The 14,305-nt window shown below is 37.1% G+C and carries 20 protein-coding genes; 10 read left to right on the top strand and 10 right to left on the bottom strand.

Going from position 1 to position 14,305, the window contains the following annotated elements; translation table 11 throughout:
• Positions 1–516: 516 nt before the first annotated feature.
• The 7 genes from BUB12_RS15910 to BUB12_RS15880 all read left to right on the top strand — a co-directional run bounded on the left by BUB12_RS15910 (position 517) and on the right by BUB12_RS15880 (position 5,041).
• Complete coding sequence (locus tag BUB12_RS15910) at positions 517–1,299, top strand: ComEC/Rec2 family competence protein (protein WP_234982737.1); 783 nt, start codon at positions 517–519, stop codon at positions 1,297–1,299.
• A 316-nt stretch (positions 1,300–1,615) separates the two neighbouring features.
• Entirely contained in the window at positions 1,616–1,987 is a 372-nt protein-coding gene (locus tag BUB12_RS15905; RefSeq protein ID WP_072891895.1) for a GntR family transcriptional regulator, read from the top strand.
• Positions 1,984–2,841 carry an ABC transporter ATP-binding protein gene (locus BUB12_RS15900; RefSeq protein WP_072891894.1) on the top strand — a complete coding sequence of 286 codons (858 nt, stop codon included), beginning with the start codon at positions 1,984–1,986 and terminating at the stop codon, positions 2,839–2,841. The genes BUB12_RS15905 and BUB12_RS15900 overlap by 4 nt, the downstream gene beginning before the upstream one ends.
• A gap of 3 nt (positions 2,842–2,844) precedes the next feature.
• Positions 2,845–3,546, top strand: a complete 702-nt coding sequence (locus tag BUB12_RS15895; RefSeq protein WP_072891893.1) for a hypothetical protein — start codon at positions 2,845–2,847, stop codon at positions 3,544–3,546.
• A gap of 190 nt (positions 3,547–3,736) precedes the next feature.
• A complete protein-coding gene (locus BUB12_RS15890) occupies positions 3,737–4,345 on the top strand; it encodes a hypothetical protein (protein WP_072891892.1) in 609 nt (202 codons plus the stop codon).
• 26 nt (positions 4,346–4,371) lie between these two features.
• Entirely contained in the window at positions 4,372–4,776 is a 405-nt protein-coding gene (locus BUB12_RS15885) for an HIT family protein (RefSeq protein WP_072891891.1), read from the top strand.
• Between the two features lies 1 nt (position 4,777).
• Complete coding sequence (locus BUB12_RS15880; protein ID WP_072891890.1) at positions 4,778–5,041, top strand: hypothetical protein; 264 nt, start codon at positions 4,778–4,780, stop codon at positions 5,039–5,041.
• Between the two features lie 6 nt (positions 5,042–5,047).
• Here BUB12_RS15880 and BUB12_RS15875 read toward each other — a convergent pair whose 3' ends face one another.
• The 8 genes from BUB12_RS15875 to BUB12_RS15825 form a co-directional block, all read right to left on the bottom strand.
• Entirely contained in the window at positions 5,048–5,272 is a 225-nt protein-coding gene (locus tag BUB12_RS15875) for a hypothetical protein (RefSeq protein ID WP_072891889.1), read from the bottom strand.
• Between the two features lie 38 nt (positions 5,273–5,310).
• A complete protein-coding gene (locus BUB12_RS15870) occupies positions 5,311–6,165 on the bottom strand; it encodes an aminoglycoside phosphotransferase family protein (RefSeq protein WP_072891888.1) in 855 nt (284 codons plus the stop codon).
• A gap of 97 nt (positions 6,166–6,262) precedes the next feature.
• Positions 6,263–7,039 carry an ABC transporter permease gene (locus tag BUB12_RS15865; RefSeq protein ID WP_084063385.1) on the bottom strand — a complete coding sequence of 259 codons (777 nt, stop codon included), beginning with the start codon at positions 7,037–7,039 and terminating at the stop codon, positions 6,263–6,265.
• On the bottom strand, positions 7,039–7,950 hold the full coding sequence (locus BUB12_RS15860) for an ABC transporter ATP-binding protein (protein WP_072891886.1): 912 nt from the start codon (positions 7,948–7,950) through the stop codon (positions 7,039–7,041). Before BUB12_RS15860 ends, BUB12_RS15865 begins: the two co-directional genes overlap by 1 nt.
• Positions 7,951–8,142 (bottom strand): PLD nuclease N-terminal domain-containing protein, encoded by a 192-nt coding sequence (locus BUB12_RS15855; protein WP_072891885.1) that lies wholly within the window; start codon positions 8,140–8,142, stop codon positions 7,951–7,953.
• 961 nt (positions 8,143–9,103) lie between these two features.
• Positions 9,104–9,232 (bottom strand): YfhE family protein, encoded by a 129-nt coding sequence (locus BUB12_RS15840; RefSeq protein WP_084063383.1) that lies wholly within the window; start codon positions 9,230–9,232, stop codon positions 9,104–9,106.
• 74 nt (positions 9,233–9,306) lie between these two features.
• Entirely contained in the window at positions 9,307–9,861 is a 555-nt protein-coding gene (locus BUB12_RS15835) for a GNAT family N-acetyltransferase (protein ID WP_072891882.1), read from the bottom strand.
• A 319-nt stretch (positions 9,862–10,180) separates the two neighbouring features.
• Positions 10,181–11,068: a TIGR01777 family oxidoreductase gene (locus BUB12_RS15825; RefSeq protein WP_072891880.1), complete on the bottom strand. Its 888-nt coding sequence runs from the start codon at positions 11,066–11,068 to the stop codon at positions 10,181–10,183.
• A 134-nt stretch (positions 11,069–11,202) separates the two neighbouring features.
• On the opposite strand from BUB12_RS15825, the gene recX reads away from it, so the two are divergent.
• A complete protein-coding gene (recX, locus tag BUB12_RS15820; protein WP_072891879.1) occupies positions 11,203–12,021 on the top strand; it encodes a recombination regulator RecX in 819 nt (272 codons plus the stop codon).
• Positions 12,022–12,067: 46 nt separating this feature from the next.
• Here the strand turns inward: recX and BUB12_RS15815 are convergent, their stop codons facing one another.
• Both BUB12_RS15815 and BUB12_RS15810 read right to left on the bottom strand, forming a co-directional pair.
• Positions 12,068–12,670: a DedA family protein gene (locus BUB12_RS15815; RefSeq protein WP_072891878.1), complete on the bottom strand. Its 603-nt coding sequence runs from the start codon at positions 12,668–12,670 to the stop codon at positions 12,068–12,070.
• Between the two features lie 109 nt (positions 12,671–12,779).
• On the bottom strand, positions 12,780–13,439 hold the full coding sequence (locus BUB12_RS15810) for an SDR family NAD(P)-dependent oxidoreductase (RefSeq protein ID WP_072891877.1): 660 nt from the start codon (positions 13,437–13,439) through the stop codon (positions 12,780–12,782).
• A 103-nt stretch (positions 13,440–13,542) separates the two neighbouring features.
• On the opposite strand from BUB12_RS15810, the gene BUB12_RS15805 reads away from it, so the two are divergent.
• Together BUB12_RS15805 and BUB12_RS17770 are read left to right on the top strand one after the other, a co-directional pair.
• Positions 13,543–13,878 carry a YfhH family protein gene (locus tag BUB12_RS15805; RefSeq protein ID WP_072891876.1) on the top strand — a complete coding sequence of 112 codons (336 nt, stop codon included), beginning with the start codon at positions 13,543–13,545 and terminating at the stop codon, positions 13,876–13,878.
• 106 nt (positions 13,879–13,984) lie between these two features.
• Positions 13,985–14,128 (top strand): hypothetical protein, encoded by a 144-nt coding sequence (locus BUB12_RS17770; protein ID WP_159431591.1) that lies wholly within the window; start codon positions 13,985–13,987, stop codon positions 14,126–14,128.
• Positions 14,129–14,305: the final 177 nt, after the last annotated feature.

The following is a 14,305-nucleotide window of genomic DNA, read 5'->3' as shown; positions in this document are numbered from 1 at the left end:
TCGCTCGCCGTGGTGTGAAACTCGCTCGTCGTGGTGTGATCTTCGCTCGCGGAGGGGAGAAACTCGCTCGCTGTGGGGTGTGGCTCGCTCGCCCCAGGCGAAATTCGCTCGCCGTAGGGTGAAATTCGCTCGCCTCGGGGTGAAACTCGCTCACTGTGGGGTGAGATTCGCTCGCTGTGGGTGAAACTCGCTCGCCGTGGTGTGAAATTCGCTCGCCCCAGGTGAAACTTGCTCGTCCCGGGGTGAAACTTGCTCCCCACAGCATAGAAATCGCTCCATTTTAAAATATTAAATTTACCAAAGGGCCACTTACACTTTTCTACACTGTATTTCCTTACTAGTTTGAAACAATCCTTTAATAAATATTTAACCGACCTCGTGCAAAAGCTAAGATAGAAACCTTAAAAAAGGATGTATGCTATGCAATCGTTTAGGTGTATGAAATCCCTTGTCATTGCACTCTGTTTAGTAATTAGCTTTTATCCACAGTCCTCACACAGTATGCCACTAAAAAATATGAAGGTACATTTTATCGATGTCGGTCAGGGGGACAGTATCCTTATTCAAACACCTAATGATAAATCAATTTTAATTGATGGTGGACCACCGAAATCAGGCAAAAAAGTTGTCCGGTATTTAAAAAAGCAAAATATCCATTCCTTAAACTTAGTTATTGCAACACATCCAGATATGGATCACATCGGTGGTTTACCATCTGTTATGAAAGAAATAGAAGTAGAGAAGATAATGGATTCCGGTAAAATTCATATAACAAAGGCGTATGCTCGCTACTTAAGTCAAATTAAAAAGCAGCACATTCCAACTAAGATTGCATCTGAGAATGAAAAAATAATGATTGACCCACTTATAGACATTACAATTCTTAACGCATACAGCAAAGGGAAAAACAATAATGAATCAAGCTTAGCCTTAAAAATTACTTACGATGAGATTGATTTTTTACTAATGGGTGATATTGAAAAAGAACAGGAAAAAAAGATCATGGACAAATATGAATTGGATGCAGAGATTTTGAAAGTAGCCCATCATGGATCAAAAACGAGTAGTTCATATGAATTTTTTAAAGAGGTAAAGCCTGAAATTGCGATGATTACCTATAGTAAAAACAATCATTACGGGCATCCTGTTGACCGAGTAATTGATACTATTTTTAAAGTGAATGCTCAGATATACTCAACTGCAGTCTTCGGTAATGTGGTTGTGTATACCTCAGGTGATGATTATTTCATTATGCCAGAGAAAAGCCCACTTCAAGGGATGTATAAGAAAACAAGTTAGTACGCAGACGTTTCTGCGTGCTTTTTTGATGGGATTATGTGGACATGGAGTGCGTTATTTTTGTGATAACGGGTAAATTTGAGGCGTAAAGGACATCAGGTTCGTTATTTTCCAAAATACCATTATGAATAGACCCTTAAACCATTTTTAAAGGAACAGATGTCCGAAAGAAGCAGAAATACCCGGTTTTGGACTATATAGAGGAACAAATGTCCAAATTTTTTCAAAATACTTTCGAAAACATCTTGACAACTAAGTTAATTGGTTGTATGGTTAGTTACACAGGTAATGAACCAAATAACGAAGGAGTTATATTATGAAAAATACTCTGGATGAAAACAAGCCAATATTCCTTCAAATAAAAGAGCAGCTAGAGGACTCCATTATTAATGACACCATTAAAGCTGGAGAGCGCGTACCTTCAACGAATGAATTTGCAAAATACTACAAAATCAATCCAGCAACAGCAGCAAAAGGCATTAATGAACTTGTGGTGGAAGAGATTTTGTATAAACGAAGGGGTGTTGGAATGTTTGTAACGGATAGTGCGAAAGAGATTATAATTCAAAAGCGTAAGGAGACTTTTTTTCAAAATTATATTTTACCTTTAAGAGAAGAAGCGAAGAAATTACGAATTGAACCGGCTGAACTACTGGATATGATGCAAAGAGAGGATGAGGGAAAATGAAAATTGAAGTGAAAAATTTAGCCAAGAAATATGGCAATAATGAGGCATTGAAAGGAATTTCCTTCACATTAGAGGAACCAAAAATATATGGTCTTCTTGGTAGAAATGGAGCTGGAAAAACGACATTTATGGAAATTCTAGCAGGGCAAATTTTAGCATCAAGTGGAGAGATTAAAATCGATGGAGAACATCCTTTTGATAATCAAAGACTAACGGAGTCTATTTGTCTCATTAAAGAGGGAGATAATTTTAAGAAAGACTTAAAAGTCAAAAATGTATTAAAGATAGCATCGTACTTTTACCCAAATTGGGATGGCCAACTAGCTGAAGAATTAACGCGGGAATACAACTTAAATATGAATGCAAAAGTAAAGTCATTATCCAAAGGAATGGGTTCAGCGTTAGGAATTATTGTAGGGTTAGCAAGTAAGGCACCAATTACTGTTTTTGATGAGCCATATATCGGGTTAGATGCAGCAGCCCGGAAAAAATTTTACGAAATATTGTTAGAAGAATATGAAAATGAAAAGCGTACGATCATTTTTTCTACCCATCTAATCGATGAAGTTAGTTTGTTATTTGAAGAGGTATTGATTTTACAAGAAGGGTCGTTGATCATGCAGGAAGATGCGGATATGTTGCGCAATAATACGTGTGCTGTGTCAGGGCCGGCTGATAAAGTAGAAGCTTTTATTAAAGGGAAAAAAGTCATTGAGAGTAAAAAACTAGCAGGCATGATGACTGCTTATGTTTATGGAACGAGTGAAGAAGCAAGAGAATTCGGGTTAGAGGTGGAAGGAATCCCAATCCAGGACCTTATGATTTATCTAACAGAAGGAAAGAAGGGGGCATAATTCATGAATAGACAAATTAAAGGATTACTATACTTTTTTGTTACTGATATCCGTCATTCGCTCATCGTTTTTTGGTCGATTTTGTTACTGACGTTAGTTGTGTCATTGGCATTTTCCTACTTTTTATTAAGTGTAGAGGATGGAAAGTTATGGTTTGCCATCCCATTTGGCACATATTTTTATTGTATGATTATGGGTTTCATAACAGTAAAAGAGAGTATTCCATTCTCCATAAAAATGGGAGCAACTAGGAAAAACTTATACTTTGCAATAGCAATATTCTTCTTTGTATTTGCTTTATTTAAAGCACTGCTGTCTAACATTGTACATTCTAGCGTTATCTTTTTTAAAGATGTTGCTAGCATTGATACGTTTAATTTTATACATCCTTCATTGGCAGTACAAGATACTTGGTTAACCCGATTTACGATTGACACGCTAATTATGTTTACTTTGCTATCGGTTATGTTTTTGCTTGGGTTGGTCTTTCATAAGTTTGGTTTAATCGGTGGAGGTGCCGTAGTTGGTTTATTTGCTATTTCATTACTTATTGGAATTGCAAAGGGTTGGTTATTTGAGTTTCTAAGTGATATGGTTCGAACTGCAGATATGGTATTATTCTATCAAATATTTGGTGTAGGATTACTGTTCTATGCGTTATCTTTTCTACTACTCCGTAGGATTACCATTCATAAAGTTAGGTGAGGAAAAGAACAATAATAAAACAAATCGTACGGTGACTACATCGTGCGATATTTCTTGCCAGTCAAGTTTAGATTCAGTACATCTTTACTAAAAACAGACAGTTAATCGTTAAATTTATCAGAATCATATGATAAAATAGCCTTGGTACTAACTAAGTAATTCAACCATCTTTTTACTGGAGGTTGCTCTTGTGTTTAATGACTACAGTAGAATCTACGTACAAAGAAAGGACAGCATAAAAACTGCTCGATTATATTACTCCATCAATTCTGGTGAAACTGTGATTGGAAATATACATGAGGTAAAGAAGCCCTCTGGTAATTTTAAAGATAAAGCTATGAAACTAGTAAGTTTATTTTTGCTAAACTCTCCTAGAATAATCGTAGAGAGTCTAGTATTTCATGTGACAGCAGGAGCAGAAAAGATTGGTTACATTCAAAAAGATGCCGGTTTTTATAAGGATTTGAATTTATACTCTGTAGATGGAAGTTTGATTGCCACAGTAAAATCTACATTCAAAGTAAGTACCCCATCGATTTTAGTAGTTGATCAAGTTGGAGATGAACTCATTAAAGCAACAGGTGGATATGGAGCAACTGATTTCAACGTATTGGATTGTCAAACAGGAAATCAAATATCGTCAATTCAAAAACGTTCGCTAGTGTATGAATCAATTAAAGATAATTTATTAGAGCACGACGTATATCATATAGATAGCAGTAAACTTAGTAGCAATGTGATATTTGCATTACTTGGGGCTGTTATTGCTTTAGAGCTCTATTTTCATGGTGGACGATAATTGACATAGAAAGATGAGGAATAAACATGAATAAAGACTGTGTTTTTTGTCACCCGGATTTAGAACAAAATCAATCGATTGTATTAAGTAATGAGTATTGCATGTTTTTACAATTGGAACAATCAGATATGAAAGGAAGGCCGTTGGAAGGAGCGGGTGTGATCGTCCCTAAGAAGCATCGAGAAACGGCATTTGACCTTACCCGTGAAGAGTGGGATGCAACCTATATGCTTTTACAACAGGTAAAAGAATACATTGATAATAAGTACCATCCAGATGGCTATAATCTTGGCTGGAACTGTGGCGAAGTTGGTGGCCAGCATATTTTTCATGCTCATTTTCATGTGTTGCCTAGGTATAAAGACGAGACACTCGCTGGTAAAGGAATTCGTTATGCATTTAAAGATGAAGGAAATAAAAGGGGGAAGTAACATGGGAGAAGACAAAAAGAAAAAGTATCTTGCTATGACAGCAGGATACATTGGTATGCTTTTATTAGGATTAGCTATTTTACGAATTATTGATGTCTTCCAAGATTTGCTTACCCAATCACTCGCTTTGTTTGCGTACTTATTAATTGTTTCTTATTTTAAATTAGCTGATGAAAAAATTGGTGCAACCTCACGCGATAAAATGCTTTTTAGAGGTGGACTCTTAATTAGTTTAGGTGTGATTTGGATCGGAGTACTTTTGTAAAAAAGTTTAATCAGAACTCCGTGATGATTCATAGATAGTAGGTATTTGGTCAAAAACGTTGGGTAGTTTGTTCATTATTTCTAATTTCATTTCATCCCCACCATTTCCTGTCATAGCGGTGTTGATAAATCCATAAATGATTTTTAATAATGCTTTTGCGTCTTCTTCTGATAAATTGTTAATCGTATTCACCATGGATTCAAATTCATCGGTATTATAATTTTCCTTCAAAATACACCCTCCTACTAGGGAGAAAATTCTCCTGTCTGTTAATGTGTTTCGCCCAATTCTAGTCTACGTTTTATTTCCTGGACTAGTAATTGTTTTTCTGCTTCAACAATACCGTCAGAAGCAAGCTTTCGGGCAGCTATTGGAACAATCCATTTCTCGACTTCCTCATAAGTGATACCTGTGAGTTCTGTATATTCCTTCATAAATAAGGCGATGATTTTTTCCCGAATAGAATCAAATAATTCAATGACTTTTATAGGTAGTTCTTCTGGTAGAATAGCAAAACGAATCATGATGATGAATTCGGCGATATCGGCTTCAGGATTGCCAAGAGATGCATTTAACCAATCTATTAATATCGGTTCTCCCTCATGAGTGAACAATATATTATTCGGATTAGCATCGCCATGACAAATTCTCTCTTTTAAAGGTAAATCATTCAATAGTTCAAGAACTGCACTTTCTTCTTCTTTACTTAAATAATTCACGCTTTGTATTTGGTTCTTTAAGAATGTTCTTTGGTTGGTGGGTAATTCTTGATGAGTTAACGTATGAATATTCGCAAGTAGGCGGGCAGAAAATAGAGCATCATTCCAATCGATTTTTTCTGGATGGCTGGCTAACTGTGGTAATAACCTTTTGAAAAAGCGATCTCTCAATGTGTTTCCATGAATTCTTTCAAAGACTATACAAGGCCGATTATCGTATTCTAGCATTTCGTAAGCTTGAGGAACGGGTAAGCCTAAATTCCACATTTTGACGGTATTAGCGAATTCGGTTTGGAAATATTTTTTATCAATTGTTGGTCTTGCTATTTTAATAATTTTTTCATCGTCTTCCCACTCAAATACTTCTGCACTAGCGCCTTCTGCAATTTTTTTACCTAGTTTCATCCTTTTCACCTCTCACCTTTCTTGTAATTCTCATATTAAAAGGACTACAACATGCTGCGTTTCATTGTAGTCCTTTTGGTTAAATGTATGCAGTATTTTAATTTGCTAGCTCTTTTGTTCTAAAAATATAAAACGATCCGATTAATAATCCCACCGACAGTATAATGGTGACGATTGAAGTACCTATAAGTTCTGATGGTATAGACTCGGTTAGAACGGCCTCAAATATATAACTGGATAAATTATTAGGGCTCCATGCTAGATATGTTCCAAAGATTTGTGTCAGTATGCTCATCGTCATGATTGTAAGAATCGTTAAGAAGGCTACCAACCCAGATGAGCGGAATACCGTGTTATAGAAAATCGTTAACGACACTACTAGTGTCATCCATAATCCATAGAAAAAGATGATCTGTAGTAGTGCAACAATTGATAATTCACCAAATAACAAATTGATATAATACCAGCTCACCAATATTCCTAATGCTAATGAAAACCACACTAAAACTAAAAGGGAAGACCATTTTGCAAGAATATAATTTTTGTACGAAACAGGTTTTACTAGGACAAGTTCTGATACACCACTTTTTCTTTCACCTGCAATTGTTCCCATTGACATTAGCACAATGATTAATACTCCTAAGCTACTCAGCTGTCCTAAAGTCATCGTCACAACTTCAGCTGGTAAAAACTCTGGTAGTTCAAAAGTTGTTCCCTCAGGCATCCCGCCGACAGATTCCATGATTTGTGGTAAATAATAGCTCGTAATCGGGTCCATAATTGATAGTATTATGATTACTAAAGGAACCCAAATCCATTTTTTATTTCTCCAATTCTCAAGCATTTCTTTTTTGAATAGTGTATTGAATTGCATTATTTATTCACCACTTTCATGAACATATCTTCTAAGGAAGCGCGATTAATTGTAAAAGTTGTGAGTGGCCAATCTTCCTGTGAAGCTGTTTCTAAAATAGCTTTCCTTGCTTGACTAATGTCGCTAGCAGTAACATGTAGTAACCCACGCTCAATCATACTATCCGAGACAATATTTAGTTGATCGATTTTTTCTTTGTATTCTTCTAGATCATTTTCAAAAGCCAATTCAATTTTCGATGTTTGGTATTTTGCTCTTAATTCATCCATAGATCCTGATTCTACAATTTCTCCATTATGAAGTAGGAGGAGTTCATCACTAATTTCATCTGCATCCGATAAAATATGGGTAGAGAAAAGGATTGTCATTTCATTTTTAAGTTCTTCCATAAGTGTCATTACTTCACGACGACCAATTGGATCCAACGATGAAACAGGCTCATCTAGAATAAGTAATTTAGGACGGTGAATAATGGCTTGAGCAATTCCCAGACGCTGTTTCATCCCTCCAGAATAACGAGAGATTCTTTCATTACTAGCTCCCTCAGAAATGCCTATTTTTTTTAGCAATTCATCTGCACGTTTTTTTGCTTCGTCTTTTGATAAGTATGCTAATTCGCCACTGAAAATCAAAAATTCCCTTCCTGTCATCCATCCGTAAAAGGAGGGATATTGTGGGAGATAGCCAATGTGTGGACGAATATCACTATTTTCCTTCTCATCTGCAAATTGAATTGTTCCGGATGTTGGTTTCAATAGCCCAGATAAGGTTCGTAGGATAGTAGTTTTACCAGCACCATTTGGTCCAATTAAGGCAATACATTTTCCACGTTCGAAATCAAAATTTACATTATTAACTGCTGTTTTATTACCATATCGTTTGGAAAGATTGTTTACTTTTATAAGTGCCATTTAACGATTTCTCCTTCCAAAAATGAAATAAATAATGGGTCCAATTGTTGTTACGAATAAAATAATAATTAACCAAAGCCATTTCGGCCCATTTGTATCCCTAGCTTTCACCAAATCAACAAGGGCAACAATCATAAGTATTGCTTGGATTACTAGTAGAGGTGCGATTAAAGCCCAATTTATTTCTTCCATAAAAATCACTCCATATTATTCGATATCTTGTTATACGTATATACTAGGAAAATTGATTCAATAAAATATAAGTTATTAATATTATCCACAAATAAATTGTTGATAAAAGAGGGTTAATGGGATATATCCACAATAATCCACAGATTTATTAAGTGTTGTACACAATATGTTGTTAATATTTTTTTACTGGTATATGGCCACTCAGACTTATTATACACAAAAAGATGAATAATGTGGATAAGTGTTGTGGATAAGGAGGGGGTGCTCCTTGTAAAGGGTAACTCGCTCGTTCTCAGGAAAGAGTCGCTCCACCACGAGGAAAACTTGCTCGCTCCCAGGCGAGAGTCGCTCCACCCCGATGAAAACTCGCTCGCCCCCAGGGAAGAGTCGCTCCACCACGAGGAAAACTCGCTCGCCCCCAGGCAAAAGTCGCTCCACCCCAAGGAAAACTCGCTCGCTCCCAGGCGAGAGTCGCTCCACCTGGAAACTCGCTCGCCCCCAGGCAATATTCGCTCCATCTCAAGGAAAACTCGCTCGCCCTAAGGCAAGAGTCGCTCCACCCCAAGGAAAACTCGCTCGCCCCCCGGCAAGACTCGCTCCCCACAAGAGAAAACTCGCTCGCCCCAAGGCAAGAGTCGCTCCACCCCAATGAAAACTCGCTCGCCCTAATGCAAGAGTCGCTCCACCCCAATGAAAACTCGCTCGCCCCCATGCAATATTCGCTCCACCCCAATGAAAACTCGCTCCCCACCAATTAAAACTCGCTCGCCCCCAGGCAATATTCGCTCTACCCCAATGAAAACTCGCTCGCTCCCAGGCGAGAGTCGCTCCACCCCGATGAAAACTCGCTCGTCCCCCGGCAAAACTCGCTCCCCCACAACCGCCGTCCCAAATAAAAATCCGAACTACATCAATCCTTTTTCAAGGATTATCATAGTTCGGATCTCATTAAATTTCCCTATTAGCTCCGGTTCTCTTTTTTCGTGAATTGGTTGTACGCTTGATCTGCCATTTTAAATTCTTTTTGATACAAAACTTCCTGTGTACTGTTTAGGTTTTTTGCTCGTTTGTCACGCTTTTCCTTTGCCATAAAGAATCCCTCGCTTTACGCTTTTCCTTAAGTTTTCCCTACGGCGTTAGATTTATACGGTAAAACTGTAAAAATTAGACAACTTCTTCGCCGTCAGCAGTGGCATTTTGTGCGAACTGATGGTAGGACAAGTAAAGTTCTTTAGTGATGGCAAATAAATCATAGATTTCTTCTGCTGGGTTAACTTTGGCATAGATTTCTGGGTAGATGTTATTTCCGAGTGCAACATAAGGAATTTTTAACGCGGCTTTTAATGAGCGAGTGTTTGTTTTTCGAACCTTCATGAAGATGGTCTCAATAGAAGTGTGGAAAAAGATCTCTTCAAAAAATGCCTCTTTTGCTATTCGATTGTATCCTTTGCCGAAATATGGCTGGCCAATCCAGGTTGCTAAAAACCCATGATTGTCTTCAATATCAAATAAATTGATCGTGCCAATCGGTTGATGCATCTCATCTAAAATGGTTCTAGAGATTAACTCTCCTCTTTCCTCTGCTTCAATGGTTTGCTTGGTCATAAAATAAAATTCATCACTTGTTTCGGTTTTATGGCGTACATATGGAAAAACTTCTGGGTGTGACATTAGTTCAAATAATGCTGGTGCTTCGTGTAAATCACGTGTTTTTAGCATGGAAAAACCCTCCTTATTTAAGCAGGAGGGTTTCATAAAAATATCCATAAGGAAATTTAGTAGGAAGATACCCACCCGCGAATTTTTAGTTAAATTACAACAAAAATTCGGGGTGGGAATCGAACCCACTAGAACCAGTAAGAATACTGGTGGCGCACCATTTGCCTTCCCTATTTAGTTTCATTTTCAATTTCTTTTATTATAATACTATCATTTTATAAAAAAGGGAATCATTTTTTTGAAAAAAATTATGTCTTTTTTGTAAAGTTTTTTCTCAGGCAAATAACCTGTGCATAATGGACTTTACTTCACCTATCGACTAACCAAATATTTGCTTTAAAGCATCCTCCAAGTTGGGATATTCAAACTCGTAACCATGATTTTCTGCCTTCTTTGGGAGGACGTATTGTCCGCTGGTAATGAGTTGACTCATCTGTCCAGTTGCCATGCGAAACATTGGTGCTGGAGCCGGGAGCCAATTCGGGCGCTTCAAGGCTTTTGCTAAAACTTTAATAAAGTCTTTATTTCGCTTTGGATTTGGTGAAGTGACATTGATCGGTCCTGAAATCTTTTTATTGAAAGCAGAAAAGACAAGGATTTGTACTGCATCTTCAATGTGGACCCAAGACATCCATTGTTCGCCTTTCCCAACTTTTCCTCCGACAAACATCTTTACTGGCATGCTCATTAATGGTAAGGCACCTTCCCTTCCAAGAATGACACCAAATCGAGTGAAAACGGTACGGATTCCTAATTCCTCAGCTTGTTTTGCAGCATCTTCCCATTTCACAACGACATCTGCTAAGAAATCATCACCTGGTGTTTCAGTGTCCTCCGAAAAAATTCGTTCATCAGACATCCCATAAAATCCAACTGCAGAACCACTAATAAAAACATCAGGCTTTTGCTTCATTTCCTTGATCATTTTTATTACGTGATTGGTTGTATCGATGCGGCTGGATAAAATCTTTTTCTTTTTTTGGTTGGTCCAGTAGCCAAATAAAGATTCACCAGCAAGATTAATAACACCATATATTTTCGGTAGTTGGTCAACCGGATAATCATAGCCAATAAAGGTGGATGCACTTTCTTGCTCGAATTTCTCTGGTGATCTTGTCAGAATATAGGTATGGTGGCCTTTTCTATGTAACGCGTGTACTAAATTCCTACCAACAAAACCAGTTCCCCCTGTGATTAAGAAATTCATAAATGTTCACTCCTCCAATGTACATACATCAGCCGTTCATAATACGGTTTATTCTATTATATGATATAAGTTGCAGTTATTGTAGTGTCCACGTTATTTTTCCCATGGTAAAATGTAATTAAGGAGTGGTAAGGATGACTGTCGTGATTAGTCGGATTACAACACAGAAAAAAAGTAAAAGTCGGTATAATATATTTTTGAAAGATGGAGAAAGCGATAAGTACGGATTTAGTGTAGATGAAACGGTCTTGATTGAGTATGGCCTTCGAAAAGGACTTGAATTGGATGAGGAAACGATGGATTCTCTGATTCAAGAGGACAGCTTTCAAAAATCGTACACAATGGCTATTAATTTTCTAAGCTATCGCATGAGGTCAACAAAGGAAATTCGAGATTATTTAGTGAAAAAGGAAGTCGAGCATGAGCAAATTGTACGGATTGTAGAAAAGCTAGTAATTGAAGGGTATTTAGATGACCAACAATTTGCCAATGCGTTTGTACAAACTAGAATTAACACATCGTCAAAAGGTCCATTAATAGTGAAAAAAGAACTCATGGAAAAAGGAGTATCAGCACAAATTGCTGCCAAGGCCGTTGAGTTATATACATATGAGGTTCAGTTTGAGAAAGCATTAAAATTTGCTGAGAAAAAATTGAAGACGGGTAGCAAGCATGCTTTTCGTAAACAACTCCAACAAGTAGGGGCGAACTTGATCCAAAAAGGCTTCATACAAGGTGTAATTCAAGAAGTTCTACAGGAAATTGAATCAGAAAAAAATGATGATTCAGAGTGGGAAGCCGTCTGCTATCAAGGTGAAAAACTAATGCGAAAACATGAGCGTAAATATGAAGGATTTGAACTAGAGCAGAAAATAAAAGAGGGACTATATCGTAAAGGGTTTACTATGGATCATATTAATCGTTTTTTAGACGAATTAAAGGAAGAGATGTAGGCGTTAAATGAAGATTGGGGATTCATATAAAATCCCCAATTAGCAATTACTTTCTTCTTTTTATTAATAGATATAGCGATAGGAGAACGAGTACGATCAACAATGCATAAATCACTTTTGAATAAACTTCCATATATTCTACAATGACTTCCCAGGAAGCTCCAAGTGAAGCCCCCAAGTTCACAAGAACGACATTCCAGATGAACGTGCCCAATGTTGTAAACAATAGAAACAAGCCAACATTCATATTGGACATACCAGCTGGAATAGATATCAAACTACGAATTAAGGGTATGAAACGACAAAAGAAGACTGTCCAAGGACCATACTTATCAAACCATGCATCTGCTTTATAGATGTCACTTTTTGTGATGCGAAGAATATGTCCCCAGCGATCTACAATTTTTTCTAATCTAGCAACATCAAGTTGTAAGCCAATAATATATAAGATAATCGCTCCAATAACAGAACCTGCAGTTGCTGAAATGACTACACCAATAATACTGAGTGTGGATGTAGTAGTCATGAACCCTCCAAACGTTAAGATTACTTCAGAAGGGATCGGAGGAAAAACATTTTCGATAGCTATGAGAAACATAATTCCCATATAACCAAACTCACTCATTATTTCAGTTAACCAATTTTCCATTTTATTCCCCTTTTGTTTTATGTAATACGTTCTTTCAAACTATGTTTATCTTACTATATGTTTTGGCAAAACAAAGGCTTCGCCAAATCTATGACGAAACCTACGTTAGTTAGCGATCGATCAATATTTCTTTTCTTCCATCATCTTCTTTAAAAATTTGTTCAGCGACGACTTCTGGGCCTTTTAATTTGCTAGGGTTGTCCACGTGGGTTGAATTCTCCCAAAAAGGTGTATTCATGCCTCCCATGTATACAGCAGTAATGGAGAAGTCTTCATTTTCCCATTCTTTTTGCAAGCTTTCTGTGAAACCACGAACGGCAAATTTACTTGCGCAGTAGAGGGATTCGTTTACTTTACCACGAAGTCCAGCTGTAGAGATGATGGTTAGGATTCTTCCTTTGCTTTCTTTAATTAAAGGAAGCGCTGATTGGACAGTTAAGATGGTTCCTTTGACATTGGTATCTAATGTTTTATCAATATCTTCGAGAGAATAATCTTCTACTGGTCCAAATAATCCGATGCCGGCGTTATTAATAAACACATCTAGCTCACCGATTTGTTGAAAGGCAATACTAACAGATGCATATTCTTGTACATCACAAAGGATAACTTCAGCATCCCCACCATTTTTCTTTATCTCATGTTGGACGATATGCAATTTATTTCCTGAACGTCCAAGTAAATATATTTTATAATTATGTTTCGCGTATTCTAATGCTAATGCTTTTCCAAGCCCACTTCCAGCTCCTGTTATGGCTACTGTTGGCATGGTGAATTCCCCCTTCGAGAAAGAAATAGTGAGTGTCATCATTTCCATTGTCTTAAACTATTGGTAAAATGTAAAATGATAGGATTAAAGGGGAGATGAATTCATGAATTATCGATATAGTGATTTTTCCATCGAACAGCTACGAATGGAAGTAGGGAAACTAAAGGAAAAGGCGCAAAAAGCCGAACAGCTTGGAAATATTAGTGAAGTGGCTGTTTATGAAAGAAAAATGCAAGTAGCAATGGCCTATATGCTAAATCCAGAAGACTATGAGCCAGGCGCAGAATATGAATTAGGGACAGACCCTGGTCATACCTTTAAAATTAATTATTTGGAAGGTGTTTTTGCTTGGGGGCACCGTATCAATCTATTAGGAGAAGAATATGAGAAGGAAGAAGCCCTTCCAATTTCATTATTAGGAAAAAAATTGAATGATTAATTACCGATCGCATGGTGTTTTCACTGTGCGATTTTTTACGGTTTGAAATGTATTACAATTTATCTGAATTTTGTGTTAAAATTAATTTGGCTTAGGAGGGATACCGATGGACTTTACGATCGTATTAGGTGTTGTCGTGTTGATTGGTTTTGTGCTAGTCTTTTTCGCTTTAACTTCGATTGAAGGTACGCTTAATAAGATTTACAGGGAATTACAGGAGATGAAAAACAGTAAGAATTCTGATGAGTAGGAGATATATTATTCTTTGTATTACGGTAGTTTTTTAATAATCAGTATTAGGAGCTAGCAAAAGCTGCTCTTTTTTTTAAAAGATAAGAATGTATAAAATTTCAGAGATGTCTAGCTCCGAGCGCCTGCGACTAGCGAGACTTCCTTCGCCTCCGTACGATAAGTCAACATCGACTCC

It is taken from the genome of Ornithinibacillus halophilus (assembly GCF_900129485.1).
GTDB lineage: Bacteria > Bacillota > Bacilli > Bacillales > Amphibacillaceae > Ornithinibacillus > Ornithinibacillus halophilus.
Note: the sequence above shows the minus strand (reverse complement) of the source record. Positions and strands in the feature narration are given on the sequence as shown.

Bases quoted from the DNA above. Each gene is read 5' to 3' on its own strand.
- BUB12_RS15910 (WP_234982737.1), top strand. From the start codon at position 517: ATGAAGGTACATTTTATCGATGTCGGTCAGGGGGACAGTATCCTTATT.
- BUB12_RS15905 (WP_072891895.1), top strand. From the start codon at position 1,616: ATGAAAAATACTCTGGATGAAAACAAGCCAATATTCCTTCAAATAAAA.
- BUB12_RS15900 (WP_072891894.1), top strand. From the start codon at position 1,984: ATGAAAATTGAAGTGAAAAATTTAGCCAAGAAATATGGCAATAATGAG.
- BUB12_RS15895 (WP_072891893.1), top strand. From the start codon at position 2,845: ATGAATAGACAAATTAAAGGATTACTATACTTTTTTGTTACTGATATC.
- BUB12_RS15885 (WP_072891891.1), top strand. From the start codon at position 4,372: ATGAATAAAGACTGTGTTTTTTGTCACCCGGATTTAGAACAAAATCAA.
- BUB12_RS15880 (WP_072891890.1), top strand. From the start codon at position 4,778: ATGGGAGAAGACAAAAAGAAAAAGTATCTTGCTATGACAGCAGGATAC.
- BUB12_RS15870 (WP_072891888.1), bottom strand. From the start codon at position 6,165: ATGAAACTAGGTAAAAAAATTGCAGAAGGCGCTAGTGCAGAAGTATTT.
- BUB12_RS15865 (WP_084063385.1), bottom strand. From the start codon at position 7,039: ATGCAATTCAATACACTATTCAAAAAAGAAATGCTTGAGAATTGGAGA.
- BUB12_RS15860 (WP_072891886.1), bottom strand. From the start codon at position 7,950: ATGGCACTTATAAAAGTAAACAATCTTTCCAAACGATATGGTAATAAA.
- BUB12_RS15855 (WP_072891885.1), bottom strand. From the start codon at position 8,142: ATGGAAGAAATAAATTGGGCTTTAATCGCACCTCTACTAGTAATCCAA.
- BUB12_RS15840 (WP_084063383.1), bottom strand. From the start codon at position 9,232: ATGGCAAAGGAAAAGCGTGACAAACGAGCAAAAAACCTAAACAGTACA.
- BUB12_RS15835 (WP_072891882.1), bottom strand. From the start codon at position 9,861: ATGCTAAAAACACGTGATTTACACGAAGCACCAGCATTATTTGAACTA.
- BUB12_RS15825 (WP_072891880.1), bottom strand. From the start codon at position 11,068: ATGAATTTCTTAATCACAGGGGGAACTGGTTTTGTTGGTAGGAATTTA.
- recX (WP_072891879.1), top strand. From the start codon at position 11,203: ATGACTGTCGTGATTAGTCGGATTACAACACAGAAAAAAAGTAAAAGT.
- BUB12_RS15815 (WP_072891878.1), bottom strand. From the start codon at position 12,670: ATGGAAAATTGGTTAACTGAAATAATGAGTGAGTTTGGTTATATGGGA.
- BUB12_RS15810 (WP_072891877.1), bottom strand. From the start codon at position 13,439: ATGCCAACAGTAGCCATAACAGGAGCTGGAAGTGGGCTTGGAAAAGCA.
- BUB12_RS15805 (WP_072891876.1), top strand. From the start codon at position 13,543: ATGAATTATCGATATAGTGATTTTTCCATCGAACAGCTACGAATGGAA.
- BUB12_RS17770 (WP_159431591.1), top strand. From the start codon at position 13,985: ATGGACTTTACGATCGTATTAGGTGTTGTCGTGTTGATTGGTTTTGTG.